24 protein-coding genes are annotated in these 22,463 nt (G+C 65.8%); 15 read left to right on the top strand and 9 right to left on the bottom strand.

Features of this window, described 5'->3' with window-relative positions; genetic code table 11:
* Positions 1 to 257 precede the first annotated feature (257 nt).
* The 4 genes from VEA80_RS15620 to phoB all read left to right on the top strand — a co-directional run bounded on the left by VEA80_RS15620 (position 258) and on the right by phoB (position 4,033).
* Complete coding sequence (locus tag VEA80_RS15620; RefSeq protein ID WP_325061696.1) at positions 258 to 1,595, top strand: ATP-binding protein; 1,338 nt, start codon at positions 258 to 260, stop codon at positions 1,593 to 1,595.
* A gap of 157 nt (positions 1,596 to 1,752) precedes the next feature.
* Positions 1,753 to 2,556 carry a phosphate ABC transporter ATP-binding protein PstB gene (gene pstB, locus VEA80_RS15615; RefSeq protein WP_325061695.1) on the top strand — a complete coding sequence of 268 codons (804 nt, stop codon included), beginning with the start codon at positions 1,753 to 1,755 and terminating at the stop codon, positions 2,554 to 2,556.
* 70 nt (positions 2,557 to 2,626) lie between these two features.
* Positions 2,627 to 3,319, top strand: a complete 693-nt coding sequence (phoU, locus tag VEA80_RS15610; protein ID WP_325061694.1) for a phosphate signaling complex protein PhoU — start codon at positions 2,627 to 2,629, stop codon at positions 3,317 to 3,319.
* A gap of 15 nt (positions 3,320 to 3,334) precedes the next feature.
* Positions 3,335 to 4,033 carry a phosphate regulon transcriptional regulator PhoB gene (gene phoB / locus VEA80_RS15605; RefSeq protein ID WP_325061693.1) on the top strand — a complete coding sequence of 233 codons (699 nt, stop codon included), beginning with the start codon at positions 3,335 to 3,337 and terminating at the stop codon, positions 4,031 to 4,033.
* Between the two features lie 36 nt (positions 4,034 to 4,069).
* Here phoB and VEA80_RS15600 read toward each other — a convergent pair whose 3' ends face one another.
* The gene (locus VEA80_RS15600; protein ID WP_325061692.1) at positions 4,070 to 4,414 is read right to left on the bottom strand and encodes a cytochrome c; all 345 of its coding nucleotides are present in this window, start codon (positions 4,412 to 4,414) and stop codon (positions 4,070 to 4,072) included.
* A gap of 93 nt (positions 4,415 to 4,507) precedes the next feature.
* Between VEA80_RS15600 and VEA80_RS15595 the strand changes: the two genes are divergently transcribed.
* Positions 4,508 to 5,362: a universal stress protein gene (locus VEA80_RS15595; protein ID WP_325061691.1), complete on the top strand. Its 855-nt coding sequence runs from the start codon at positions 4,508 to 4,510 to the stop codon at positions 5,360 to 5,362.
* 1 nt (position 5,363) lies between these two features.
* Positions 5,364 to 6,197, top strand: coding sequence for a universal stress protein (locus tag VEA80_RS15590; protein WP_325061690.1), 834 nt, complete (start codon positions 5,364 to 5,366; stop codon positions 6,195 to 6,197).
* Here VEA80_RS15590 and VEA80_RS15585 read toward each other — a convergent pair.
* The 3 genes from VEA80_RS15585 to VEA80_RS15575 form a co-directional block, all read right to left on the bottom strand.
* A complete protein-coding gene (locus tag VEA80_RS15585; protein WP_325061689.1) occupies positions 6,194 to 7,120 on the bottom strand; it encodes an Hsp33 family molecular chaperone HslO in 927 nt (308 codons plus the stop codon). The two genes, VEA80_RS15590 and VEA80_RS15585, sit on opposite strands and share 4 nt — an antisense overlap.
* A 26-nt stretch (positions 7,121 to 7,146) precedes the next feature.
* Positions 7,147 to 8,082 (bottom strand): ornithine carbamoyltransferase, encoded by a 936-nt coding sequence (gene argF / locus VEA80_RS15580; protein WP_325061688.1) that lies wholly within the window; start codon positions 8,080 to 8,082, stop codon positions 7,147 to 7,149.
* Positions 8,083 to 8,205: 123 nt separating this feature from the next.
* Positions 8,206 to 9,399 (bottom strand): aspartate aminotransferase family protein, encoded by a 1,194-nt coding sequence (locus VEA80_RS15575; RefSeq protein WP_325061687.1) that lies wholly within the window; start codon positions 9,397 to 9,399, stop codon positions 8,206 to 8,208.
* An 82-nt stretch (positions 9,400 to 9,481) separates the two neighbouring features.
* Here VEA80_RS15575 and VEA80_RS15570 point away from each other — a divergent pair, with 82 nt between their 5' ends.
* Positions 9,482 to 10,492, top strand: a complete 1,011-nt coding sequence (locus tag VEA80_RS15570) for an alpha/beta hydrolase (RefSeq protein WP_325061686.1) — start codon at positions 9,482 to 9,484, stop codon at positions 10,490 to 10,492.
* A 411-nt stretch (positions 10,493 to 10,903) separates the two neighbouring features.
* Here VEA80_RS15570 and VEA80_RS15565 read toward each other — a convergent pair whose 3' ends face one another.
* On the bottom strand, positions 10,904 to 11,716 hold the full coding sequence (locus VEA80_RS15565) for an ABC transporter permease (RefSeq protein ID WP_325061685.1): 813 nt from the start codon (positions 11,714 to 11,716) through the stop codon (positions 10,904 to 10,906).
* Between the two features lie 282 nt (positions 11,717 to 11,998).
* Between VEA80_RS15565 and VEA80_RS15560 the strand changes: the two genes are divergently transcribed.
* Positions 11,999 to 12,499, top strand: coding sequence for a GcrA family cell cycle regulator (locus VEA80_RS15560; protein WP_325061684.1), 501 nt, complete (start codon positions 11,999 to 12,001; stop codon positions 12,497 to 12,499).
* A 401-nt stretch (positions 12,500 to 12,900) separates the two neighbouring features.
* Positions 12,901 to 13,149 (top strand): hypothetical protein, encoded by a 249-nt coding sequence (locus tag VEA80_RS15555; protein WP_325061683.1) that lies wholly within the window; start codon positions 12,901 to 12,903, stop codon positions 13,147 to 13,149.
* A 24-nt stretch (positions 13,150 to 13,173) separates the two neighbouring features.
* Here the strand turns inward: VEA80_RS15555 and VEA80_RS15550 are convergent, their stop codons facing one another.
* Positions 13,174 to 15,222 carry an alkaline phosphatase D family protein gene (locus VEA80_RS15550; RefSeq protein WP_325061682.1) on the bottom strand — a complete coding sequence of 683 codons (2,049 nt, stop codon included), beginning with the start codon at positions 15,220 to 15,222 and terminating at the stop codon, positions 13,174 to 13,176.
* A 413-nt stretch (positions 15,223 to 15,635) separates the two neighbouring features.
* On the opposite strand from VEA80_RS15550, the gene VEA80_RS15545 reads away from it, so the two are divergent.
* Positions 15,636 to 15,899, top strand: a complete 264-nt coding sequence (locus VEA80_RS15545) for a hypothetical protein (protein ID WP_349257271.1) — start codon at positions 15,636 to 15,638, stop codon at positions 15,897 to 15,899.
* 107 nt (positions 15,900 to 16,006) lie between these two features.
* Positions 16,007 to 16,684 (top strand): hypothetical protein, encoded by a 678-nt coding sequence (locus tag VEA80_RS15540; protein ID WP_349257274.1) that lies wholly within the window; start codon positions 16,007 to 16,009, stop codon positions 16,682 to 16,684.
* Positions 16,685 to 17,293: 609 nt separating this feature from the next.
* Here VEA80_RS15540 and VEA80_RS15535 read toward each other — a convergent pair.
* A complete protein-coding gene (locus VEA80_RS15535) occupies positions 17,294 to 17,839 on the bottom strand; it encodes a cupin domain-containing protein (protein WP_325061679.1) in 546 nt (181 codons plus the stop codon).
* A 77-nt stretch (positions 17,840 to 17,916) separates the two neighbouring features.
* On the bottom strand, positions 17,917 to 18,312 hold the full coding sequence (gene apaG / locus VEA80_RS15530; protein WP_325061678.1) for a Co2+/Mg2+ efflux protein ApaG: 396 nt from the start codon (positions 18,310 to 18,312) through the stop codon (positions 17,917 to 17,919).
* Positions 18,313 to 18,398: 86 nt separating this feature from the next.
* Between apaG and VEA80_RS15525 the strand changes: the two genes are divergently transcribed.
* The 4 genes from VEA80_RS15525 to VEA80_RS15510 all read left to right on the top strand — a co-directional run bounded on the left by VEA80_RS15525 (position 18,399) and on the right by VEA80_RS15510 (position 21,520).
* Entirely contained in the window at positions 18,399 to 19,409 is a 1,011-nt protein-coding gene (locus VEA80_RS15525) for a 2'-deoxycytidine 5'-triphosphate deaminase (RefSeq protein ID WP_325061677.1), read from the top strand.
* Positions 19,410 to 19,501: 92 nt separating this feature from the next.
* Positions 19,502 to 20,389 (top strand): hypothetical protein, encoded by an 888-nt coding sequence (locus VEA80_RS15520; protein ID WP_325061676.1) that lies wholly within the window; start codon positions 19,502 to 19,504, stop codon positions 20,387 to 20,389.
* On the top strand, positions 20,386 to 20,604 hold the full coding sequence (locus tag VEA80_RS15515; RefSeq protein ID WP_325061675.1) for a helix-turn-helix transcriptional regulator: 219 nt from the start codon (positions 20,386 to 20,388) through the stop codon (positions 20,602 to 20,604). The genes VEA80_RS15520 and VEA80_RS15515 overlap by 4 nt, the downstream gene beginning before the upstream one ends.
* A gap of 13 nt (positions 20,605 to 20,617) precedes the next feature.
* The gene (locus VEA80_RS15510) at positions 20,618 to 21,520 is read left to right on the top strand and encodes a TraB/GumN family protein (RefSeq protein ID WP_325061674.1); all 903 of its coding nucleotides are present in this window, start codon (positions 20,618 to 20,620) and stop codon (positions 21,518 to 21,520) included.
* A 3-nt stretch (positions 21,521 to 21,523) separates the two neighbouring features.
* Here VEA80_RS15510 and VEA80_RS15505 read toward each other — a convergent pair whose 3' ends face one another.
* Complete coding sequence (locus tag VEA80_RS15505; protein WP_325061673.1) at positions 21,524 to 22,396, bottom strand: hypothetical protein; 873 nt, start codon at positions 22,394 to 22,396, stop codon at positions 21,524 to 21,526.
* Positions 22,397 to 22,463 lie beyond the last annotated feature (67 nt).

Here is a 22,463-nt window from a genome sequence, read left to right as displayed (position 1 = left end):
GCCCTCTCGAAAGTCAATAAACCTATATTGAAATTCGATAAGGTTTCGTTCTCTGCCGGCTAGGCGTACGTCCCCTGTCGCTGCTTGGATGCCGGCGCTGTCGCTTTTGGATGCGGACCCTGCTGTCCCACGACGAATGCGCCGATTTCCACGCCGAACGACCGGGCTCCCGCCTTATGACGTCCCAAACCGGCCCGAACCGACATCGCCGCCGCGCGCCCTTGGCGACTCCGCCCCCAGGGCCTAAGCCCCGCCCGATGGCATTCAACGAAACCGGCGCCCGCCGCTGGCGGCTCGAGCGCATTCCGGCCGCGGCCTGGGCGGCGGCGAGCCTGGCCGCGCTCGCGGCGTTGTTCGCGTTCGCCACCGACGCCTCTGCCGCCGTGCTGATGCTGCTCGCGGGGGCGGCCTGCTATTGGGCGCTCCGCGAGGGCAGGCGCTTCACGATCCAATCGCGCGCCGACGACGAGATCGAGCTGGTCGGCCTCGCCGAACTTGCCCCGCTGCTTGAAGCGCTGCCCGATCCGGCGCTGCTGATCGACGCCGAGAGCCGCATCGTCAGCTCCAACGCCGCCGCGCGCCGGCAAATGCAGTTCGAAGCGCGCGGCCAGTTTCTGACCTCGATCTTGCGCCATCCGGACGTGCTCGAAGCGGTGCAGGCGGCGATGCGCGAAGGCGAGACGCGCGCGGTCGAATACGAGAGCGCGCTCCAGGTCGAGCGTCATATGCGCTGTTACGTGGCGCCGATGAACTGGGGCTCCGAACGCGCCGCGATGCTGGTTTTTCACGATCAAACCGCGAGAATCAGCACCGAGCGCATGCGCGCGGACTTCCTCGCCAACGCCAGCCACGAGCTGCGCACCCCGCTCGCTTCGCTGACTTTGCTGATCGAAACGCTCGCCGGCCCGGCGCGCGAAAGCGCCGCCGACCGCGACCGCTTCCTCGCCATGATGCAAGTGCAGGCCGACCGCATGCGCCGCCTGATCGACGATCTCCTGTCGCTTTCGCGCATTGAGCTCGACGAGCACGTCCCGCCCTCCGACCGCGCCGATTTCGCCGCCGTCGCGCGCGAAGTGATCGACGCGCTCGCGCCTGTCGCCGCCGAGCGTGACGTGCGCATCAGGCTGATCGAGCCGGCCGGCCCGGTCAGGGTGGTCGGCGAACGCTTTCAGCTGGCGCAGGTGGTGCAGAACCTTGTCGACAACGCCGCCAAATACACGCCCGCAGGCGGCGAGGTGGTTGTCGAAGTGGCCGAGGGCGGCGATCGCGAAGAGACCTGCCTCCGCGCCGGCCGCCGCTGGGACAATGCCGGCCGCGTCGCGATCCTGACGCCGGCCGCGGCCGCGAACGTCTCCTACGCCTATGTCCGCGTGGAGGACGCCGGTCCCGGCATCGAAGAGCACTTCCTGCCGCGCCTGGCCGAGCGTTTCTTCCGGGTCGAGCGCGAGCTCGGCAACGAACGTGGCGGCACCGGGTTAGGCCTCGCCATCGTCAAGCATATCATCAACCGCCATCGCGGCGGGTTCCTGGTCGAGAGCCGGCCCGGGCGCGGCTCAGCCTTCGCCGCCTATGTGGAATCGGCAGGGGAGGACTGATGCTTCGCAGGGGCCGTTTCACATCAGTGTCACGAAACGCCCCTAGAGAGGCGTCCCGTGGGGAGTGGGCGAGTCGGCGGCCGCGAGGTCTGCCCGTCAGGGGTGCGTCATGGAATTTTCTTCCGCCGGAGCCGAGCGCGCGATGACCAGTTTGTCGATGACCGCTCCGACCGTGAGAGCCGCCGCCGGCGAACTCACCGGCGCGCCGGTGAAGATCAACGCCCGCGACGTGAACGTCTTCTACGGCGAGAAGCAGGCGCTGCACGATGTTTCGATCGACATCCCTGACCGCGCGGTCACCGCCTTCATCGGTCCCTCGGGCTGCGGCAAGACCACGTTCCTGCGTTGCTTCAACCGCATGAACGACTTGATCGAGAACGCCCGAGTCAGCGGCTCGATTCAAATCGAAGGCAAGGACGCGTACGCCAAGACGGTCGACCCCGTCGTGCTGCGCACCCGCGTCGGCATGGTGTTCCAGAAGCCGAATCCATTTCCGAAATCGATCTACGACAATGTCGCCTACGGGCCGCGCATCCACGGGATGGCCAAGTCGAAGACCGACATGGACCAGATCGTCGAGCGCTCGCTCCGCCGCGCCGGCCTGTGGGAAGAGGTGAAGGACCGGCTCGCCCAGCCCGGCACCGGTCTCTCGGGCGGCCAGCAGCAACGCCTTGTCATCGCCCGCACCGTGGCGGTGAACCCGGATGTCATCCTGATGGACGAGCCGTGCTCGGCGCTCGACCCGATCGCCACCGCCAAGATCGAAGAACTGATCGACGAGCTGCGCGCGAACTACTGCATCGTCATCGTCACGCACTCGATGGCGCAGGCCGCGCGGGTGTCGCAGAAGACGGCGTTCTTCCACCTCGGCAAGCTGGTCGAGACCGGCGCGACCGAGGAGATATTCACCAATCCGCGCGATACGCGCACACAGGATTACATCACCGGCCGGTTCGGCTAGTCTCATGGCCGCGCTGAAGCCCAAGAAGAGCGCGGCATCGCCAGCGCTTGCCCGCCGAGTAAAAGCGACCATGGCCGAACACACCGTCAAAGCATTTACCGAAGAGCTGGACGCGCTGACCCAGGAAGTCGCGCGCATGGGCGGTCTCGCCGAGACCGCCGTCAACGACAGCCTTTCCGCCGTTGGCCGCCGCGACACCCAGCTGGCGCAGAGCGTCATCGAGCGCGACGCCAAGATCGACCACGCCCAGCGCGAGGTCGAGCGCCGCGCCATCAAGCTGTTCGCGCTGCGCCAGCCGATGGCGAGCGATCTCCGGGTCGTGCTGACCGCCTGGCGCATCGCCGGCGAACTGGAGCGCGTCGGCGATCTCGCCAAGAACATCGCCAAGCGCACTTTGATCCTGAACCAGGCCGAGCCGATCCAGCTCACGCGCAGCGCCGAGCGCATGGGCAAGATCGCCGCCGCGCACCTGAAGCAGGTGCTCGACGCCTACGCCAACAAGGATCTGCAGGCGGCCATCAATGTGTGGAACGGCGACGACAACATCGACGCACATTACAATTCGCTGTTCCGCGAACTTTTGACCTACATGATCGAGGATCCGCGCACGATCAGCTCCTGCGCGCACTTGCTCTTCATCGCCAAGAATCTCGAACGGATCGGCGATCACGGCACCAATATTGCCGAGTACATCCACTTCCTGGTCACGGGTGAGGAAATCGCGACGCAGCGGCCCAGAGCCGATGCGGAGGCATCTGACTAGCAGGATTGCTCAGCGATGGCCAAAGCTCCACACGTGCTGGTGGTCGAGGACGAGGCGGCGCTTGCCGACTTGTTGAAATACAATCTCGAGAAGGAAGGCTATCGCGTCTCCGTCGCAACCGACGGCGAAGAGGCGCTGATGGCGGCCGACGAGACCGCGCCCGATCTTGTCGTGCTCGACTGGATGCTGCCGAAGGCGCCGGGGATCGAGGTCTGCCGGCGCTTGCGCGCGCGTCAGGACACGCGCAACACGCCGATCGTGATGCTCACCGCCCGCACCGAGGAGAGCGACCGCATCCGCGGCCTCGATATCGGCGCCGACGATTACATCACCAAGCCGTTCTCGATGAGTGAATTGCTCGCGCGCCTTCGCGCCGTGATGCGCCGTATCCGCCCCGCGCTGGCCGACGACAAGGTCGTCGCCGGCGATATCGTCATGGACCGCGTCTCGCACCGGGTGAAACGCGGCGCGCGCGACGTGCATCTGGGCCCAACCGAATTCCGTATCCTCGACCACCTGATGCAGCACCCCGGCCGCGTTTTCAGCCGCGAGCAATTGCTCGACGCCGTCTGGGGCTCGGATGTCTATGTCGAAGCGCGCACCGTCGATGTTCACATCGGCCGCCTGCGCAAGGCGCTGATGGTCGGCGAAGAAACCGATCCCATCCGCACCGTCCGCAGCGCCGGCTATGCGCTCGACATCGAAGCGGCCTGACAGCGGCCGCCGGCGCAGCTCCCTAAGCGCGTTTGATTATTCCGCCGGCGGCGGCTGCGTTTGTATCGACTGCAGATAGACGATGATCGCGTTCACGTCTTCGGGCTCGAATTGGAATTGCGGCATGGCCGGATGGCCGACGCTGATGCCTTCCGCCAACGCTTCTTCGAGATCGGCGACTCTGTAGTTCTGCGACAACGTCCTGAATGGCGGCGCTTCCGGCGCCGGACTTTCGCCCGCCGGCCCGGTCGCATGGCAGCTTCCGCAATTGGTTTCGACCAGCGCCTGTCCGCGCGCCTCCGGCGTCTGTTCGGCGGTTTGCGCTTGCGAGGCGCAAGCGCTGATCGAGATCAACACGGCGACGAGGAACAAGCGCTTCATGGCCGGGTAGTGTAACGCAAATGGGCGCGGAATTGCGATGGCACCTTGTCGGCGCGGCCTCGTAGTTCCCGTTTCAGCGGAAGGGAACCGAACATGAGCTTCAAGTCGATTCTGACCGTGGCTTCCGGCGCTCCCGAGGATGCGGATGTTTTTCGCGCTGCGGCTAAGTTCGCGCAGCGCCACGGCGCCCACGTGCGGGTGATGCCTGCGTTCCCCGACCCAGCAGCCGACCTCGTCTATTACGGCCTCACGCTGCAATCGAGTTCGGTGATCCCCGAACAGATCGCGGAGTCCGAACGCGCCGCACAGCAGCGCATCCAGGCGCTCGCCGACGAGATCATCGCCGCTGAAGGGCTGAAGTCGATCGCGACGCCCGGCGCCGCCTCAATGACGGTCGAGCAGCGCGCGCTGCAGCCGGCGGTGGCGTTGGCGCCGGCGGCCGTTCTCGCCGACCTCGTCCTGTTCGGCGCGTCCGTCGCCGCTTCGGCAGGCCTTGGCGGCCTTTTCGCCGAGACGCTGCTCGCCACGCGCGCGCCGTGCTTCCTGGTGAAGCAGGGCGCGTTCGACAACGGCGCAGTCGCCGTCGCCTGGGACGGCAGCGCCCAGGCCGCCCGCGCTGCGCGCGCAGCGCTGCCTCTGCTGCAAGCCGCTTCGCGCGTCGTGATCTTGCGCAACGTCGACGATCAGACGCCCGAGAGCGAAGCCGGCGGCGACCCAGCGCGCTTGGGCGCCTATCTCGCTCTGCACGGCGTCGCGAAGGTGGAGACGCGCACACTTCATGGTGGGCACGTCGCGCAGTCGCTGCTGGACGCGGCGCGCAAGGAAAGCTGCGAGCTGCTCGTCGCCGGCGCCTACGGCCGGCCGCGCCTGTTCGAAATGGTGCTGGGCGGCACCACGCGCGCCCTTGTGCACGCGGCGGATGGGCCTAACCTGCTGCTCGCGCACTGATATGGCCTTCAGAGACATCCTCGTTCCCGTCATCTCGATCGACAGCGATCAAGCCGCGCTGGAGACCGCCGCCTCGCTTGCGGCGCAGTTTGAAGCGCGAGCCACGGCGATGGTTCTCGCCGTGCATGTTTCGTCCGAGTACGCCGAGCGAGCGCAGCCGCTCTCGGCCGTGCTCGAGGATTTGCTGGCCGGGGCGCGCTCGGCGGCCGCGCAGGAGCACGAGCGCCTCGCCGCCTGGCTCGGCGCTCAGCAACAGGAGTTCGACCTTCGCCAGTTGACCATCGAGAGCGCCGTCGACCAGAACCGCATCGCCGCGCACGCGCGCATGGCCGATCTGATCGTCGCAACACGCGCCGGCACGCATGCGCGCGCGCGGCAAGCCTTGATCGAGGATGTGCTGTTCAGGTCGGGCCGGCCGCTGCTGCTGACGCCGGAAGCGAGCCGGGTCAGGCGCTTCGACACGATCGTGATCGGATGGAATGCGAGCCAGGAGGCGGTGCGCGCGATTGCCGGCGCCATGCCGTTGTTACAGGCCGCGACCAAGGTCGTCGTCACGACCGTCGATGCGACGCCGAGTCCGGGCGGGCATGTCGAGCGGCCGGGCCGCGAACTTGCCGATCATCTCAAGCGCCACGGCGTCGTGGCGGACGTGCGCAATGTCGATGGCCTCGGGCGCAGCCACGCCAAGGCGCTCGAGGACGATGCGATCGCGATCGGCGCCGATCTCATGGTGTTGGGCGCCTACGGCCATTCGCGCGCCCGCGAATTCGTCTTCGGCGGCGTCACCCGCGAGCTGCTCGGCCATGGCCGCTTGCCGCTCCTGCTCTCGCACTAAGCGGCGCCGACCTCCTTTGGATCGATCAGGTATTGGCGCGAACAGAACTGGCAGCGCGCGTGCAGCATGCCGTCGGGTTCGATCAGGTCGTGCAGCTCTTCTTTCGGGAATTGCCGCATCACATTGGTGAGGCGTTCCTCGTCGCAGGTGCAGCGGTCTTCCAGCGGCGTGGGCGTATCCATGCGCGCGCCTTCCTCGTGGAAGAGCCGATAGAGCAGGCGATCGGCCGGCAGGGCGGGATCGATCAGTTCTTCATCGCGCAACGTGGCGAACAGCAGCGAGGCGCGGTTCCAGTCTTCGCCGGTGTCGCCGCGCGCTTCATCGCCGGCCAGACGCTGCATCAGCATCCCGCCGGCGCGCCAGAGCGGGGGCGCATCGCCCGCATAGACTTCGCCGACGGCGAGACGGATGCAGGTGTCAGTCTGCTCGCTGACGCGGAAGTAGTTTTCCGCACACGCCGCCAGCGTCTCGCCGTCGAGCGGCACGACGCCCTGGTACGAGGTCTTGTTCTCGCCCTGGTCGAGCGTGAGCACGAGATTGCCCGCGCCCAGCAACGTTGCCGGCGCCATCCGCTTCGCCTGGCTTAGCTTGTCCGCCGCGCCTTCGGCCATGCGCGCATAGCCGCGCAAGCCGCCGCCGGGCGTATACTCCGCCACCAGCAACGCCACGGGCCCTTCGCCCTGCGCCTGCACGACGAGGCGGCCCTCGGCTTTGAGCAGCGAGCCGACGAGCGCCGCGAGCGTCAGCGCCTCGCCGAGAAGCATCGCCACCGGGCGCGGATAGTCGTGCCGGCGCAGGATCGGATCGAGCGCGCCGGCGCCGACGCGCACTGTGCGCCCGCGCACCGGCGCGCGATCGAGGCTGAACGCGGCGACGATGTCGTCGGAGGCGCTCTGCGCCGGAGTGGTTGTGGCGAGGGACATTGGAAGCGACTTAGATAGGCGAGCGCCTAGAGCTTTCCCAGGCACCACATCAGCACGGCTTTCTGCGCATGGATGCGGTTCTCGGCTTCGTCCCAGACTGCCGATTGCGGGCCGTCCATCACGGCGTCGGCGACTTCTTCGCCGCGGTGGGCGGGTAAGCAATGCAGGAACAGCGCATCCTGCGCCGCCGCCTGCATCAGCTTCTCGTCGACCGCGTAAGGCGGGAACGCGGCTAGGCGCGCGTCCTTGTCGGTATCGCCCATCGACACCCAGGTGTCGGTGACGACGACATCGGCGCCTTCGACCGCCTCGCGTGCGTCAATTCCGACCTCGATGTCCGCGCCGGCTGCTTTCGCCGCGGCCACCTCTTGCGCGCGCGCGGCGTACGCCGGCGGCGTGGCGATCCGTAGCTTGAAGTCGAGCTTCTCGGCCGCGTGGATGAACGAGGTGCAGACATTGTTGCCGTCGCCGAGCCAGGCGATGGTCTTGCCGGCGATGGCGCCCGCGCGCTCCTCGATCGTCTGGATGTCGGCGATGATCTGGCACGGGTGCGAGAGATCGGTGAGGCCGTTGATCACCGGCACATCGCTCGCGAGCGCGAAATCGATCACGTCCTGATGCGAGTTGGCGCGGATCATCACCGCATCGACCATGCGCGAGAGCACGCGCGCGGTGTCTTCCACCGTCTCGCCGCGGCCAAGCTGCGTGCTGGCGGCATCGAGCACGATCGAGACGCCGCCCAATTGGCGCATGCCGATCTCGAACGAGACGCGCGTGCGTGTCGAGTTCTTCTGAAAGATCATCGCCAAGGCATAGCCGTCGAGCGGGGCGTCGTCGTCGCGCTTCGCCTTCGGCCAGTCGAGCCGCGCCGCCTTGCGCGCATGCGCTTCGTCGAGGATGGCGCGCAGTTCTTCGGCGCTCATGGCGCTGATGTCGAGGAAGTGGCGGACCTCTGGGTTCATGGCGCTATTTCCCGCGTTGCCTTCGACAAGCTCAGGCTGACGCTGCCGTTGAAGCAGACCGGTTTGACAATGGCGTCACCCTGAGCCTGTCGAAGGGCGACGCCACGCACCGGCGCGCACTCGTTACGCACCAGCTTCCGCCATCTGCGCCGCCAGCACCGCGTCGATCGCATCGATGGCTTGGCGAACCTGCTCTTCGTCGATCACCAGCGGCGGCGCGAGGCGGAGCACGTTGTCGCCGGCGACGCCGACCAGCACCTTGCGGTCGCGCAGTTTGCCTTGGATGCCCTTCGGATCGATCTTCAGCTTCAAGCCGCGCAACAGGCCTTTGCCGGTTACGGCGACGACCAGTTCGGGATGACGATCCTTAATGCCTTCGAGCGCCTGGCCGAGGTGGTTCGCGACGACGTTCACACGCTCGAGGAATTCCGGCTTCGAGAGTTCGTCGTAGCAGGCGTTGCCGACCGCCATCGCCAGCGGATTGCCGCCGAACGTGGTGCCGTGCACGCCCTTCACCATGCCTTTGGCCGCTTCCTTAGTGGCCAGGAATGCGCCCATCGGAAAGCCGCCGCCGACGCCTTTGGCGACAGCCATGATGTCAGGCGTCACGCCGCTCCATTGATGCGCCCACATCCGGCCGGTGCGGCCGGCGCCTGACTGCACTTCGTCGAAGATGAGGAGCGCGCCGTTGTCGTCGCAGAGCTTCCTGAGGCCGCGCAGGAATTCGTCGCTCACCGCGCGCACGCCGCCTTCGCCTTGAACCGGTTCGATGATGATCGCCGCCGTCGTCGGCCCCACGAGTTTCTTCACTTCTTCCAGGTCGCCGAACGGCGCCTGGATGAAGCCGGGCAGGCGCGGGCCGAAGCCTTCGAGATAGTTCGGATTGCCGCTCGCGTTGATCGCCGCATAGGAGCGGCCGTGGAACGAGCCTTGGAAGCCGATGATGTCGATCTTCTCGGGATTGCCGTTCGCGGTGTGATATTTGCGCGCCGTCTTCAGCGCGCCTTCGATCGCTTCGGTGCCGCTGTTGGTGAAGAACACGACGTCGGCGAAGCTGTCGCGCACGTACTTGGCGGCGAGCTCTTCCTGGCCTTTCACCTTGAACATGTTCGAGGTGTGCCAGAGCTTCGACGCCTGCTCGGTCAGCGCCTTCTGCAGCACAGGCGGGGCGTGGCCGAGCGCATTCACGGCGATGCCGGCGATGCAGTCGAGATATTTGTCGCCCTTGTCGTCCCAGATCCAGCAGCCTTCGCCGCGCACGAAAATCTGCTCCGGCGGGGCGTAGACGGGAAGGATATGGCTTTCTGCGGCGCTCATTTTGGCTCTCGGAAGGCTGGGGAAGGCGGGGTTCTGGTCCGCGCCGCTTGCAAGGTCAAGCGGTCGGTATAATCAACAATTTATGAGACGAGACCATTCCCTGCCACGCGGCGAAGTGCATCGGCTTTGGCACAGCTCGGAGGTGCTGAAGGGCAATCCGCTTGGCGATCCGGCCGAGCGCGAGCTGCATGTCTGGACGCCGCCGGGCTGGACGGCGGCGGAGCGGCTGCCGCTTCTGGTCGATCTCACCGGCTATTGGGGTTCGGGGCTGAAGCACACGAGCTGGAAGGATTACGGCGAGAATGTCCCGGAGCGGCTCGACCGCTTGGCGCATGCCGGCATGGCGCGCGCGATCGTCGCCTTTCCCGATTGCTTCACCAAGCTCTACGGCAACCAGTATCTCAACAGCGCGGGCAGCGGCCGCTACGGCGATTATGTCTGCGACGAGATCGTGCCGTTTGTGGAGCAGCGCTTCGCTTGCGGCGGAGCGGGCCGGCGCGGCGTGTTCGGCAAATCCTCCGGCGGTTACGGCGCCGCTTGGCACGGCATGAACCGGAGCGACGTCTGGAGCGCTATCGCCATCAATAGCGGCGACATGGGCTTCGATGCGGTGTTCATCCCGACGTTCTATGACGACCTCGAGCGGCTGCGGAAGCACGACTATTCGATCGAGCGCTATATCACGCATCTGGAGACGAAGCCCAAACTCGACGGCAAGGACCGCATGACGCTGATGAACCTCGCCATGAGCGCGTTCTACGATCCCGATCCGACGCAATTCCGCTCGATGCGCCTGCCGCTCGATCCGCACACGGCCGAGCTCATACCCGAGCGCTGGGACAATTGGATGAAGCACGACCCGGTCGTGATGTTCGATACGCTCGGCGAGAATCTGCGCGGCCTCAAATTGCTCTACATGGACTGCGGCAACCACGATCAATTCCGCATCCATTACGGCATGCGCAGGTTTGCCGCGAAGCTGAAGGCCGCCGGCATCGCGCATACGTACGAGGAATACGACGACGATCACTCGGACGTTGATTATCGGATGGATGTGTTTCTGCCGAAGCTGGCGGCGGCGTTGAACCGTTGAATCAGGTCAGTGGAGTCGGCACGCAAGGGGTGAATACCGCTGGATCGAAGAGGATGACAGCCGTCGCGCAGCAGATGCTTAAGTTGAGGATGCCGATTCCAAGTGCCAGCCAGTCGCACGTGAGAAGGAGGCGCGCTGAGAACCCGCAACAGATCGCGACGAGAAGCGCACTCGCCCACGCCACTCCAAGCTGCGCAAATACACGCGGCTCTGGGATCACGTCCTCCGTCACGCCATCGTCACGGCCAGCGCAATTTCCGTGATGTGCGGACAAGGCGATCGCAAGCAAGACGAGCGCTGACGCCCAAACAAGGACCACTAATAGTCTTGGCCACGTGCGAGCTCCGATCCATCGAGCGAGCGACAAGCCCAACCAGCATCCGACCAGTAGAGAGAGCGTTACGAGTACGATCACGAACGCAGCCGGTACCCGCTCTTCAGCATCGCCCAGCAGGCCCAGCAGAGCGCGAGGGTCAGGGCGCCGGAGATCGCGGCGCCGAGCATGAGCGGCGCGTCGTGGGAGCCGATGAAGCCGTAGCGGAACCCGTCGATGAGGAAGAAGACCGGGTTGTAGTGCGAGAGCGTGCGGAAGGGTTCGGGCAGGACGTCGGTCGAGTAGAAGGTGCCGGAGAGGAAGGTAAGCGGCACGACGATGAAGTTGGTGACCGCGGCGATGTGATCGAACTTGTCGGCCCAGATGCCGCCCATGAGGCCGATGGCGCCGAACATCACCGAGGCGACGACGCCGTAATAGAGCGCCGCCAAAGGTTCGGCCGGCGTGATGTTGGCGAGCCATGACACCGCGAGCAGACTTGCTGCGCCGACGAGGATGCCGCGCGCGGCGGCGCCGACGATGAAGGCGATGGTGAGTTCGAGCGCCGAGAGCGGCGGCATCAGGAAGTCGACCGCGTTGCCCTGCACCTTGGCGATCACGATCGACGACGAGGCGTTCTGAAACGCGTTCGACAGGATCGACATCATCACGAGGCCGGCCGCCAATCCGTCGGCGTAAGCGCGCTCGGTGCCCGGCCAGGCGCCGCCGCGCAGCACGAGGCCGAACACCATCATGAACAGCAGCGTCTGCACCAAGGGCGCGAACACCGTTTGCATGCCGACTTTGAGGAAGCGCTGGATCTCGCGCTGCGTGAGCGTCTTCAGGCCGAGCCAATTGACGCCGCCATAGCGGCGGCTGGCGAGCGGCGGCGCAACGACTTGTGTGTCCATAACGAGAACGCGCCTTTCATAAATTCTTAACGCTTGTAAGCGCCCATTAACCATACCGGCCGCGCTAAGCGCCCGTCGCGCCACAGATAATGTGCGTTGGCCGCGAGGAGCAGCCCTTGAGTTGCCTGTTAGGAAAAGATTACCGATTTGGGGATAACGCTACATCATATGGTGTATCCCCAAAGAACCGACCGCAACAGATTGACTTTCGCTCTCCAGAAGCGCGAGTGTGTCTTTACCTTGTCAGACACGGGCAAGGCCATGGGCCAAGGGGGCTTGAGCATGTGGACTGATGACCGCGTAGCCACGCTACGCAAGCTTTGGGCTGAGGGTTTGTCCGCCAGCCAAATCGCGAAACAATTGGGCGGGGTTACCCGCAACGCCGTGATCGGCAAAGTGCACCGTCTGGGCCTCGCCGGCCGCGCGACGCCGTCGCGCCCGGCCAAGCGCCCGGTCCGCACGGCCCGTCCGCGCATCGTCGGCCCGAGCGCGCCGCGTCTGCGGGCGCCGTCGCACCTGCCGACCGTGGTCATTCCGGAGCTCGAACCGGTGAAGTTCGAGGACGGCAAGACCGCCAGCGTGCTCACGCTCAACGAGAGCATGTGCAAGTACCCGATCGGCGACCCGACCGACGCGAGCTTCGCGTTCTGCGGCCGCGCTTCGTGCAACGGCCCGTACTGCGCCGATCATGCGCGGCTGGCGTATCAGCCGAGCCAGGCGAAGAAGCGCCGCGCCAGCCAGCCGGACGAGCTGCGCCGCATGCTGCGCCTCGCGGCGATGTAAAAAGACTACCCCTGTAGAGACTAAAGCGCCGCGGCGAACGGGCCGCGGCGTTTTTGTTTGCGTTTTTCCCTTGCTCTGCAGCGGGGAGGGTGTCGCCGCAGCCGACGGGAGGGACGGTGTGTTTCCCCCTCCCTGCGGGCTTCGCCCGCTGTCCCTCCCCCGCTTTGCGGGGCGAGGGGAGGTCTGGTTGTTTTCAGATCGTTGAACCCGCCTATCCCCTGGATATTGCGCGTTGCGAGGCAACTTCGGCGCGGTTCGCGCGTTCGCCCGACAGGGGAGTTTCCCATGTTCGATCCGTCCGACGACACCAGCCAAGACCTCGTGCATCTGTCGGTGCTCGCCGCGGCCGTGCTGATGCTGCTGGCGGTCGCGCTGTTCGGCATGTCGCTCTAACGCCCGCCATGGCGAAGCTCGTCAAAGGTCTGAAGGTCTTCCGCACGAAGATCGGCTTCGACGAGTACGTGGTCGCGACGAGTTCGAAAAAAGCCGCGCTCGAAGCTTGGGACGTGACGCGCGATCTGTTCGCCGCCGGCGAAGCCGAACGCACCGAGGATGCGAAGGCGATCGAAGTCGCGTTGAGCAATCCGGGAAAGGCGGTGGCGATGCCGCGCGGCGGAGCGCGGAAGAAAGCGGCGAAGAAGAAGCGCTGAGCGGCGGGGCGGACCCACCGGTAGTCAGATCGACAGCTCGACGTCGCCCTCAACCATTTCGCGGCGCATCTGGGGGCGTGCGCCTGGCGCCCAGCGCGCGACGCGATGCACGACACGGTAGCGCAGCGGGCCGCCGTCCTCGGTTTCGCTCCGCTCCAGCGGCGGCGGGATGCAGACGAACTCCGTCTCCAGTTCGTCGGGCGAAGCACGCACCGTGGCGTAGCCGTAGCCGCCATAGTCGAGGAAGGAGAGGTGCGGTGCGTTATCCGGGTTGCGCGCTGCGCGCGCCTGCGCCGGATCATCGGTGTCGCGCAGCGTGAGCGCCGCGCGCACGCCGTGGAGCAGCGTCGTGTTCAGCGCGCACTGCGTCGCGCCATCGGGGCGGTCATGCACGTAGAACGGCCGCAGCGGGTTGTCGCGCGGAAACGTCAGCGCCTGCACTTCAGCAGCGTTCTGCGCCGAGATCGACCCGGTGACGAATTCAACGCCCACCGGTTCAAACGGCAGCGGCGGCAACGTCTCACTCGGATAGCCGGCCCAGAACGAATGCCTGTCGCCCACGACGATCGCAAACCCCGTGATTCCCTCATCGCGCACCATGCGGAAAATCTCGCCGTGCTCCACCACGTAGGAGCGATAGTAGTCGCCATATTCGGGGCTTGGCCACATCGCCGAGAATTCGGGCGGTAGGTTTTGCGGATCGCTGCGCGCCGTCAGCGTCCCGAACGAATGGCCCCAGATTTTCCAAGGCGCCTCTGCTGTGCGCAAGCGGTCCTTGAACCAAAGCATTTGTTCGACGCCGAGATAGGCTTGCGGCGGCTCGTTGATTTGTGGGTTGGGGACTTCTGTTGCGCCAAGGCGGATGGTGGCCGGCGGCGAGCCGTTATTGTACTCGCGGCCCGCCTCCAGAACGTCGTTGGCGATCTCCGGCGTGAAGCCGAAGTCCGGCACGGGCAGGTTCGAGCCGTCGAGCGGCGCCGACATGTACGAGCGATTGTCGGTCAAGATCATGTCGACGTTCTTGCCGAACCGGAACGCACGCTCGATCCGCAGCGCCTGGATCGCGGTGATGTTGTTCGGCTCGTGGCTGAGGCCGCGCGCGTCCACTTCTCCAAGCGGCGTGTTCGTCACGGCGGGCGCCTCGAACGCATCGCCCGCGCCGGGTTTGACGACGCGCGCGGGCTGGTATTCGTACCAGGCTTGGCTCGCTGCGACTTTCAGTGTTTGCGCTGGTTCCGCCGGGTCATTGAAGAGTTTCGACATACCTTGGTAGCCGCGCCACGCGAATTCGTGATTGTCCCACACCGGCACGAACGGCCAACGCGCGCGCGCATCCTGCAAATCGGGATCGGTGAGATAGCTTCGATAGACGGTGCGATAATCCTCGAGATCGGCTGGGAAATTGAAGTTGCGCACCCTCTTGCCGGTCGGATAGCGCACGACGTCGCGCAACCGGCGGCCGCGATCCCTGCCGTCTCGGCCGTCCTCGGGGTATTTTACGATCTCGTAGATGAAGTCGCCGAGGTGCAACACGAAGCTCATCTGTTCGGCGCGCGGGCGGCGCACGTCCTCGTAGATCATACGCCGATAGGCGTTGAGCGCGCCGATGGTGACGTCCTGACAGCTGACGAACGCGAAGCGCACCGGGCGATCGTCGTTCGATGCGGGCGCGGTGAGCGTGCGCCCGACGCGGCTGGTGTTTCCGGCTTCGTCGACGAAGCGATACCAATATTCGCGCGCGGGCCTGAGCCCCGCGGCAAGGAAGCGGCACGTCCAATCGGTCGCCGCGCTGACCTCCACATCGCCGCGCGCGACGATGTGCGTGAACGCCTCGTCGCCGGCGACCTCCACCATCAGCCGGTGCGCGCTCGCGCCAGCGTCCGGCGCGCGCCGCGTCCACAAGATCACGCTATCCGACGCGGGATCGCCTGACGCCACGCCTTGCGGATAGAGGTCGCGCCGTTCGATGCGCGGACCGGTCGGCGTGTGGGCGCAACTCTGACCGAAAGCGAGAGCCGCGCCGAGGGCCGCAGCTTGCCGCAGCAGCGACCTGCGCGTTGCATGTCCGCTCATCGATTTCACTCCCAATCTCGGGCCCGCCTCGCCCCCTAAAGTCAGGGCGCGTTCGAGGCGTCTTCGCGCGAACGGGTGGGGAGCAAGCGGAGATCGATAAACCGCGAAAAGGAGAGGGACGGATGGACGTGCTTCGGCAAATTGGCGCTGTTCCGCCGTTGGCCGGAAGGAGGTCGAACCGCAGGGCGGATGAGAAATCGGCCCTTGCGCGGAGAGGCTGGCGTCACGCGGCGCTGCTGGGATGTTCCCGCCGCTGGAGCTTAGGATTTTGTAACCGCGCGAGGGGTGGCTTGATGCTTAGAGGAACCATAACTGGCTACCGGGGTTTAGGCCCGTCGGGGGCAGCGACCGCCGTGGGGTGGGCGTAAGCTGCGTTCCGCACCTTTAGGTCGGGTAGAATGAGGGATATTAGAATGCCTATGATGAAGCATCTGACGACGGCCCGTACCCTCGGCGTCGTGATTGTCGCGACTCTGAGCCTGGGCGCCTGCGCGACCAGAGAAGATATTGCCAATATCAATGCACGCCTCGATTCCATCGACGCGCAAGTGCAGACCGCGGCCCAGAACTCCCAAGCCGCCAATCAGTCGGCGCAGCGCGCCAACCAGCGGCTGGACGAAATCGAGGGCCGCATCCAGCAACTCGAAACGCAACCGGCCCGCAGGCCGCGCGGTTAATCGCGTCGCGCACACTTCGTGACGACGGTTTGACTCGGGACCTCGTTCTAAGGAACCGCCTCATGGGTATGTGGACGCACCTTACAACTAGGGCCGTTCTCGGCTCGCTGGCGCTGGCATTCGCGACCTTCGGCGTGGCCGAGGCCGAGGATGCCAGCGCGCAGTCCGTTTCCGCCGCCGATCAACTCCCCGCGGGCCAGGATGTGTCCGGCACCGCGATTGAGCTCGCCGGCTGGGTTGTCGCGAGCAGGGATAGCCAAGGCTACCCGTTCGCGATCATCGACAAGCGCGCGGCGCAGATTTTGGTGTTCGGGCGCGATGGCCGTCTTCGCGGCGCGGCGCCGGGGCTGTTTGGATCTGCGGTCGGAGATCATACGGCGCCTGGCATCGCGGGGCTCGCGTTGCGCGCAATCCCGGGGCGGGATCGCACAACGCCTGCCGGCCGCTTCGTCGGCGGATTCGGTCCGTCGATCGACGCAGGGCGCGTGCTGTGGGTGGACTACGAGTCCGCGGTCTCCATCCACCCTCTCATTGACGGCCCGACCGAGAGGCGCGGCGAACGCCTTGCATCGCCTTCGCCGGACGACAACCGCATCACCCATGGCTGCATCAACGTCTCGCCCGAGTTCTACGAGCGGATCATCCGTCCGACGTTCGAGCGGGGCGGGGTGTTCTACGTCTTGCCGGATCGCGCGCCGTTGGCGGAAACCTTCCCAGATTTCGCGCAAAGCCGCGAGAGCGCGCAACGCAACGAGGGAAGACGCGCACGGGCCGACCGGCAGTGAGGGACGCATGCGCGTGTGGCGCGCGGGGCGGGTGTACGCGGCGCTGTCGATAGAGGTTGGGGCTCTTCCGTTTTTCGGCGACTTCGTGCCAGGGTGCTTAGTTATTGACCGGATTGAATCGCGTCGGCGCGTTGCGCTGCGGCTTGAGAAAAAGCCCGGCAGGGGTCATGCTTTAGCGTCATGGATAGGCGCTCTGCTATCGTCCTAATCGTTGTCGGCGTTCTGTTGCTGATACCCTCAGCCTACGCGGCGCTGACTATTGCCACGACGAACAGTTGGGCCGTGGCGCTGACAATCGTTGCGATTGCCCTTTTGGTGACGCCGATGGCGGCTCTGGGGCTAATCGCGTGGGGAGTAGCTCGACTTATACGAAAGATGCCCCGTCCTTAAAGCACCACGTCGAGAGAAGCCTCATCGAGACGTGATAGGACATGACCAAAAAGAGGGGCGCTACATAAAGACTGGACGGCGGTTCTCGGCGAAATGCAGAAGTCGCGTGTTGGGCCACCCCGTGAGCCCGCTATCGCGCTATGACCTCTGGGCCCCGGCTCTCCGCTTCGCTCTGGCCGGGGCGCTTGTTCGGACCGTTAGCGCAAGCGTGTTGCGGCGCTACTTCATCTTTCGATCGATCAGCACGGCGAGGAACAGCGCCGGGCCGCCGTGAGCTGTCCATGCGTGTGACGTGCCGCGCTGGATCACGATTTGGCCGGGCTTCAGGCGGGTTTCGCTGTCGTCGAGGATGAGCGAGGCGTCGCCGGAGATTAGGCAGATGATGTCGAGACTGTCGGTCTGGTGCATCGCCGGGTGGCGGTCCTGATCGGTGAGATAATCGGCCGCGTCGAAGTCGGCGAAGCGCTGGCGCGCGATGTCTTTGAGCATTTGCGGCGGCGCGCCTTCGGGCGTCGGCGCGATCACGAACCAGCGCACTTTGACGTGGCCGTCCGCCGGCGCGAGCCCCGGGCGCGTTTCGCCGCGATCGCGCACTTCTTTCGGATCGAGCGGCTCGCCGAGCGCTTCGTGCCAGATCTCGAACAAGCCGCCGAGGTTCGGCTCGCCGATCTCGCCGGAGGGCGGGCCGTCGACGATGACGACGGAGTTTCCGTTTGCTGTGTCGCCGGTGATGACGCGGCGCATGGCTGCGGCGAAGTCGCTCATCTTCGTGGCCCTCGTGTTGTCTTCGTGCCCTCGTGTTTAAACACGAAGACACAAAGCGTACACGACGATCACGAAGGCTAGTTGGCGAGCCGCGAGTGGTGCGGGGAGTCGAGGGCGAAGAGGGGCACGCCGATGTCGAAGGCTTCGCCGGTTTCGACGCGCTGCATCGAATAGGCGCCGCTCATCACACCCGAAGGCGCGGCGAGCGGGGCGGCGCTGGTGTAGCGGAAGCTCTCGCCCGGCGGGATCACCGGCTGCTCGCCGATCACGCCGGCGCCGCGCACTTCCTGCGTCAGCCCGTTCTCGTCGGTGATGCGCCAGAAGCGAGAGATGAGCTGCACCGGATCGCCGGTGCGGTTCTCGATCTCGATCGTGTAGGACCAGACGAAGCGGCCCTCTCTCGGCTTGGACTGATCGGCCAGGAAGGCCGGCTCAACCCGCACGATCATGCCCGCTGTCTCTTGCTCGTACATAGGCTGATCTTAGCCCCGTCCGGGCGCTGGACAAAGCGGCCGATGCAAGCCAGCAAGGGCGCTCCGTTGGGGAAAACGAGGCGAAAGTGACGGCCACGCACGGGGTTCTCTCGGACACAGAAATCAAGCGCGCGATCAAGCAGGGCTGGATCGCCGCCGACGCGCCGTTCCTGGACGACCAGATCCAGCCGGCGAGCCTCGACCTCCGGCTCGGCGAAACCGCCTACCGCCTGCGCGCGAGCTTCCTGCCGGGCGCCGGGGCCAAGGTGCGCGATCGGTTGGACGGTGAACTCGTCATGCACGAGATCGATCTCACCAAAGGCGCGGTGCTGGAAACCGGCTGTGTCTATCTCGTGCAGGTGCAGGAAGAGCTGACGCTGCCGGCGCACATGCACGCCGCCGCCAATCCGAAAAGCTCGACCGGCCGCGTCGATGTGTTCACGCGGCTGATCACCGACGGCGCGCAATCGTTCGATCACATTCCGATGGGCTATCACGGGCCGATGTGGGCGGAGATTTCCCCGTGCACGTTCTCGGTGCTGGCGCGCACCGGCACGCGGCTGTCGCAAATTCGGCTGCGGCGGGGGCCGCCGCATCCGAAGCGCGAAATCAATTTCACCATGGACTTGTCGCTGACGGGCCCGGTCGGGTTTCGGGCGAAGCGCCATTCCGGCGTCATCGATCTCGACCGCATCGGCGGCTACGATCCGCGCGACTTCTGGGAGCCGCTCGACGCCCGGCGCGGCCGCGTCGTGCTCGATCCCGGACAGTTCTACATTTTCGCGTCGAAGGAAAACGTCGTCATCCCGCCCGACGAAGCGGCCGAGATGGCGCCAATCCGGCCGGAGCTCGGCGAGTTTCGCGCCCACTATGCGGGCTTCTTCGATCCCGGCTTCGGCATCGCGCCGAACGAAGGCCGCGCCGTGCTCGAAGTGCGTTCGCGCGACGTGCCGTTCATCGTCGAGGACGGCCAGCCGGTCGGCAAGCTGGTGTTCGAGCCGCTGTCGGGGCCGGTGGAGCGGCTCTATGGCGAGTCCGGCTCGAGCTATCAGGGGCAGGGCCTCAAGCTCTCCAAACACTTCGCGCCCTGGCGGTAAGGACAAACATATGCGTCCTTTTGGAAAACATGCTTGACACTATATAGGCACGAATGACAAATATGTTTGTCATTTAGGCAAATGGATTTGTCATGCCGCAGACCAAGACTTCCAAAGCCCGCACCTATGGCGTCCTGACCCTTGGTCTCGCCGCGACCCTTGTCGTCGCCACCGGCCGGCCGGATTCGGAGGCGGCGGCGTGGATCGCTGAGGCGGGTCTGCCGACAATGGTGCTTTATCTCGCGCCGATCGCGGTTTCGTTCGCCGCGCTCTTGGTCGGCGCGTGGCTCGCGCCCGGCAAGCCGGTTTTGGTGCGCATGCTGATTTACGCTGGCCTCGGCGCCGTCGCCGGCTTCACCATGGCGATGTGCCTCAACTTGTTCGCCGCCGCGCCAGGCCTGATCGAGACCGTGACCGGGCCGCTAGCCGAGCCGGGCCTCATCGAGATTCTGTTGTGGGCGATGACCGGGATCTGTGCAGTGCTTGGCCTGATGGTGCTCGCGCTCGCGCTGATCGGCGGCAGCGCCGTCGTGGCGATCAACGTCGAGGAAGTGGATGCCGAAGCGCTCGATGTGTTGAAGGCGGAACGCGTCACGTTCGGCTGGAGCGCAGCGGGCATGCTGGGGCTTGCGTTTTCGGTCGGCGCGCTCGCGGTCGCGCGGCAAGCGGGGGAGGGCGCCGCGTTCGGGCCGGTGATCGGCTCCATTGTCGGCTTCGTTCTGTACAACATCGCCAGCATCGTGCTGTGGCGCGGCTTCGATGAATTGGAGCGGCGTCACGTCGTCGACGCGTTCTCCATCTCCGCCATCCTGGTCACGATGGGGGCCTTCATCTGGGCTGTTGTCGACGCATCTGTCGGCGCGCCGCCGATCGACGCCGCCGCGCTCTATCTGACGCTGATCTTCGTCCAGATCATCGCGACCTTCTACGTGACCGCCAAGATGATGGGCGAATCCTCGGTGTTCGGTAAGCTGGCATGAGAAACAATCTGCGCGTGCTCCGCGCCGAACGGGCGTGGAGCCAGGCCGAGCTGGCCGAAAAGCTCGGCGCGTCGCGCCAAACCGTGAACGCGATCGAGACGGGGCGCTACGATCCCTCTTTGCCGCTCGCGTTCAAGATTTCGCGTGTGTTCGGGCGGCACATAGAGGAGATATTCTTCGACGACGCCGAAGCCGGCGCGGACGCCGCGGAATGAGAATGGGATCGAGATGAAGCTCGGAAAACTCAAGACGACTTTGTTCGCCGCCGCGGGCGCGCTGCTGATGGGCTGCGCCACGGCGCCCGCCGAGCCGCAATTTCCGCCCGGGCCGGCGCTGTTCGTGGCGCGCGATGCGGATTCGACGATGTATCTGTTCGGTACGCTGCACATCCGTCGCTCGGGCGCGCCCTGGGGCGGGGCGCAGGCGCAGGCCGGTCTCGCCGAAGCGGCGGAAGTCTGGACCGAGATGCTCATTTCGCCGGAGACCGACGCGCAGACGCAGTCGTTGGCGATCCAACACGGCATGGCCGAGGAGGGGCGGCCGCTCTCCAGCTATTTCAGCGCCGAGGAGAATGCCCGCATCGCCGCGACGGCGCAGCGGCTCGGGCTGCAGATGCAGATGCTGGAGCGGATGAAGCCGTGGCTGGTCGGCGTCACGCTGTCGGTCATGCCGATGCTGCAGGCGGGTTACGATCCGGCGCAAGGCGCCGACCGTCTGATCGACGCGTACGCCGATCAGCATGGCAAGACGCAGCGTTCGTTCGAGACGGCGGAAGAGCAGATCCGGATGCTCGCCGGCTTCAGCGACGAGGTGCAGCGCCAGATGGTGCTGGAAGCGCTCGACGAGATCGACGAGGGCGGCACGCAGATGGAGACGATGGCGACGGCCTGGGAAACCGGCGATCTCGCGACGCTCGAACGCATGGTGGTGACCGAGTTCCGCACCGAATACCCGGAATTCTACGAAAAGCTGCTCGCCGACCGCAATGATGCGTGGGTGGAGACGCTGGACGCGGAGCTGCGCGGCGCCGGCGTCGATTTCGTCGCCGTGGGCGCCGGCCACATGCTGGGCGAGGACGGCGTCGTCGCCCAGCTGCGCGCGCGCGGCTATACGGTCGAGCGGGTCGAGTAGCCGCTAGAACGAGCCGGTCAGCGCCAGCACACGGTGCGGGGTGATGTCGTCGCGGCTGCTGCAGACATCGCGCCGCGCCACCTTGCGGCGGTGGCGCAGCGTGTTGAACGCGGCGCGCAGGGCGCGCTCGAGCGGGCTGCGGCGCGCTTGCTTGCTCAGCGTGCGCGGCGCCTGCCAGGCTGCGACATAATCCGATTGCTGGATCGGCTGTTCGACCAAGGGCGTCGGCTCGCCGGTCTTCTGCGTCAGCACCAGCAGGTGCAGCTGATCGCGGCTGGTGATGTCGACGCGGCGGCCGACGTCGCGCGGCGCGCGCACTTCGTACCAGAGATCGGGCGTGCTGGCGGGCGCGGCGAACACGCGCGTGCCGGCGTAGCCGCGCTCTGGGGCGTAGAGCTGATAGAAGAATTCCGGCGAGAATTGATAGAAGCCGTGGCCGACGAAATTGTTGCTGGGCAGCACGTGCAGGATGTGCGCGCCTTTGGCGCTGAGCTTCGCGACGTTGTCGAACGCAACGGGCACGTTGAAGACGTGTTCGAGGGTGCCGAAGTCGAGCACGACGGAGAATTGCTCGCCGCGGTCAAGCGGCTTGTTCATATCGTGGATGATGTCGGCCTGCTCGTAATCGGAGGCGTCCATGGATTTGACGAGACCGGCTTCGAACGCGCTCTTCAGCAGCTCTTCGCAATAGCCTTGCAGCGAGCCGCCGCGGGCGATGGCGGCGAGGTCGGCGCGATTTCGCTGACGGAAGAATGCTTCCAGCTCGTCGTTGGAGACGTTCATGCGGTGGCGGCCGATGGTGACGACGCGCGAGAAGTCCGCGCCGCTCGAACGTGCGAGCGCCATCAGGCCGAGCGCCCCGGCGTCAACGCCCATATTCCTCCCCCGCATCGTTGCTTTGATCGCCGCCACATTGCCACGCCGGCGGGCGCCGGGCTAGGGG

The organism is Vitreimonas sp. (assembly GCF_035627415.1).
In the GTDB taxonomy this organism is placed as follows: domain Bacteria; phylum Pseudomonadota; class Alphaproteobacteria; order Caulobacterales; family Aquidulcibacteraceae; genus Vitreimonas.
Note: the sequence above shows the minus strand (reverse complement) of the source record. Positions and strands in the feature narration are given on the sequence as shown.

Excerpts from the sequence above, each read along its gene's own strand:
- VEA80_RS15620 (WP_325061696.1), top strand. The coding sequence starts at position 258 with ATGGCATTCAACGAAACCGGCGCCCGCCGCTGGCGGCTCGAGCGCATT.
- pstB (WP_325061695.1), top strand. The coding sequence starts at position 1,753 with ATGACCGCTCCGACCGTGAGAGCCGCCGCCGGCGAACTCACCGGCGCG.
- phoU (WP_325061694.1), top strand. The coding sequence starts at position 2,627 with ATGGCCGAACACACCGTCAAAGCATTTACCGAAGAGCTGGACGCGCTG.
- phoB (WP_325061693.1), top strand. The coding sequence starts at position 3,335 with ATGGCCAAAGCTCCACACGTGCTGGTGGTCGAGGACGAGGCGGCGCTT.
- VEA80_RS15600 (WP_325061692.1), bottom strand. The coding sequence starts at position 4,414 with ATGAAGCGCTTGTTCCTCGTCGCCGTGTTGATCTCGATCAGCGCTTGC.
- VEA80_RS15595 (WP_325061691.1), top strand. The coding sequence starts at position 4,508 with ATGAGCTTCAAGTCGATTCTGACCGTGGCTTCCGGCGCTCCCGAGGAT.
- VEA80_RS15590 (WP_325061690.1), top strand. The coding sequence starts at position 5,364 with ATGGCCTTCAGAGACATCCTCGTTCCCGTCATCTCGATCGACAGCGAT.
- VEA80_RS15585 (WP_325061689.1), bottom strand. The coding sequence starts at position 7,120 with ATGTCCCTCGCCACAACCACTCCGGCGCAGAGCGCCTCCGACGACATC.
- argF (WP_325061688.1), bottom strand. The coding sequence starts at position 8,082 with ATGAACCCAGAGGTCCGCCACTTCCTCGACATCAGCGCCATGAGCGCC.
- VEA80_RS15575 (WP_325061687.1), bottom strand. The coding sequence starts at position 9,399 with ATGAGCGCCGCAGAAAGCCATATCCTTCCCGTCTACGCCCCGCCGGAG.
- VEA80_RS15570 (WP_325061686.1), top strand. The coding sequence starts at position 9,482 with ATGAGACGAGACCATTCCCTGCCACGCGGCGAAGTGCATCGGCTTTGG.
- VEA80_RS15565 (WP_325061685.1), bottom strand. The coding sequence starts at position 11,716 with ATGGACACACAAGTCGTTGCGCCGCCGCTCGCCAGCCGCCGCTATGGC.
- VEA80_RS15560 (WP_325061684.1), top strand. The coding sequence starts at position 11,999 with ATGTGGACTGATGACCGCGTAGCCACGCTACGCAAGCTTTGGGCTGAG.
- VEA80_RS15555 (WP_325061683.1), top strand. The coding sequence starts at position 12,901 with ATGGCGAAGCTCGTCAAAGGTCTGAAGGTCTTCCGCACGAAGATCGGC.
- VEA80_RS15550 (WP_325061682.1), bottom strand. The coding sequence starts at position 15,222 with ATGAGCGGACATGCAACGCGCAGGTCGCTGCTGCGGCAAGCTGCGGCC.
- VEA80_RS15545 (WP_349257271.1), top strand. The coding sequence starts at position 15,636 with ATGCCTATGATGAAGCATCTGACGACGGCCCGTACCCTCGGCGTCGTG.
- VEA80_RS15535 (WP_325061679.1), bottom strand. The coding sequence starts at position 17,839 with ATGAGCGACTTCGCCGCAGCCATGCGCCGCGTCATCACCGGCGACACA.
- apaG (WP_325061678.1), bottom strand. The coding sequence starts at position 18,312 with ATGTACGAGCAAGAGACAGCGGGCATGATCGTGCGGGTTGAGCCGGCC.
- VEA80_RS15520 (WP_325061676.1), top strand. The coding sequence starts at position 19,502 with ATGCCGCAGACCAAGACTTCCAAAGCCCGCACCTATGGCGTCCTGACC.
- VEA80_RS15515 (WP_325061675.1), top strand. The coding sequence starts at position 20,386 with ATGAGAAACAATCTGCGCGTGCTCCGCGCCGAACGGGCGTGGAGCCAG.
- VEA80_RS15510 (WP_325061674.1), top strand. The coding sequence starts at position 20,618 with ATGAAGCTCGGAAAACTCAAGACGACTTTGTTCGCCGCCGCGGGCGCG.
- VEA80_RS15505 (WP_325061673.1), bottom strand. The coding sequence starts at position 22,396 with ATGGGCGTTGACGCCGGGGCGCTCGGCCTGATGGCGCTCGCACGTTCG.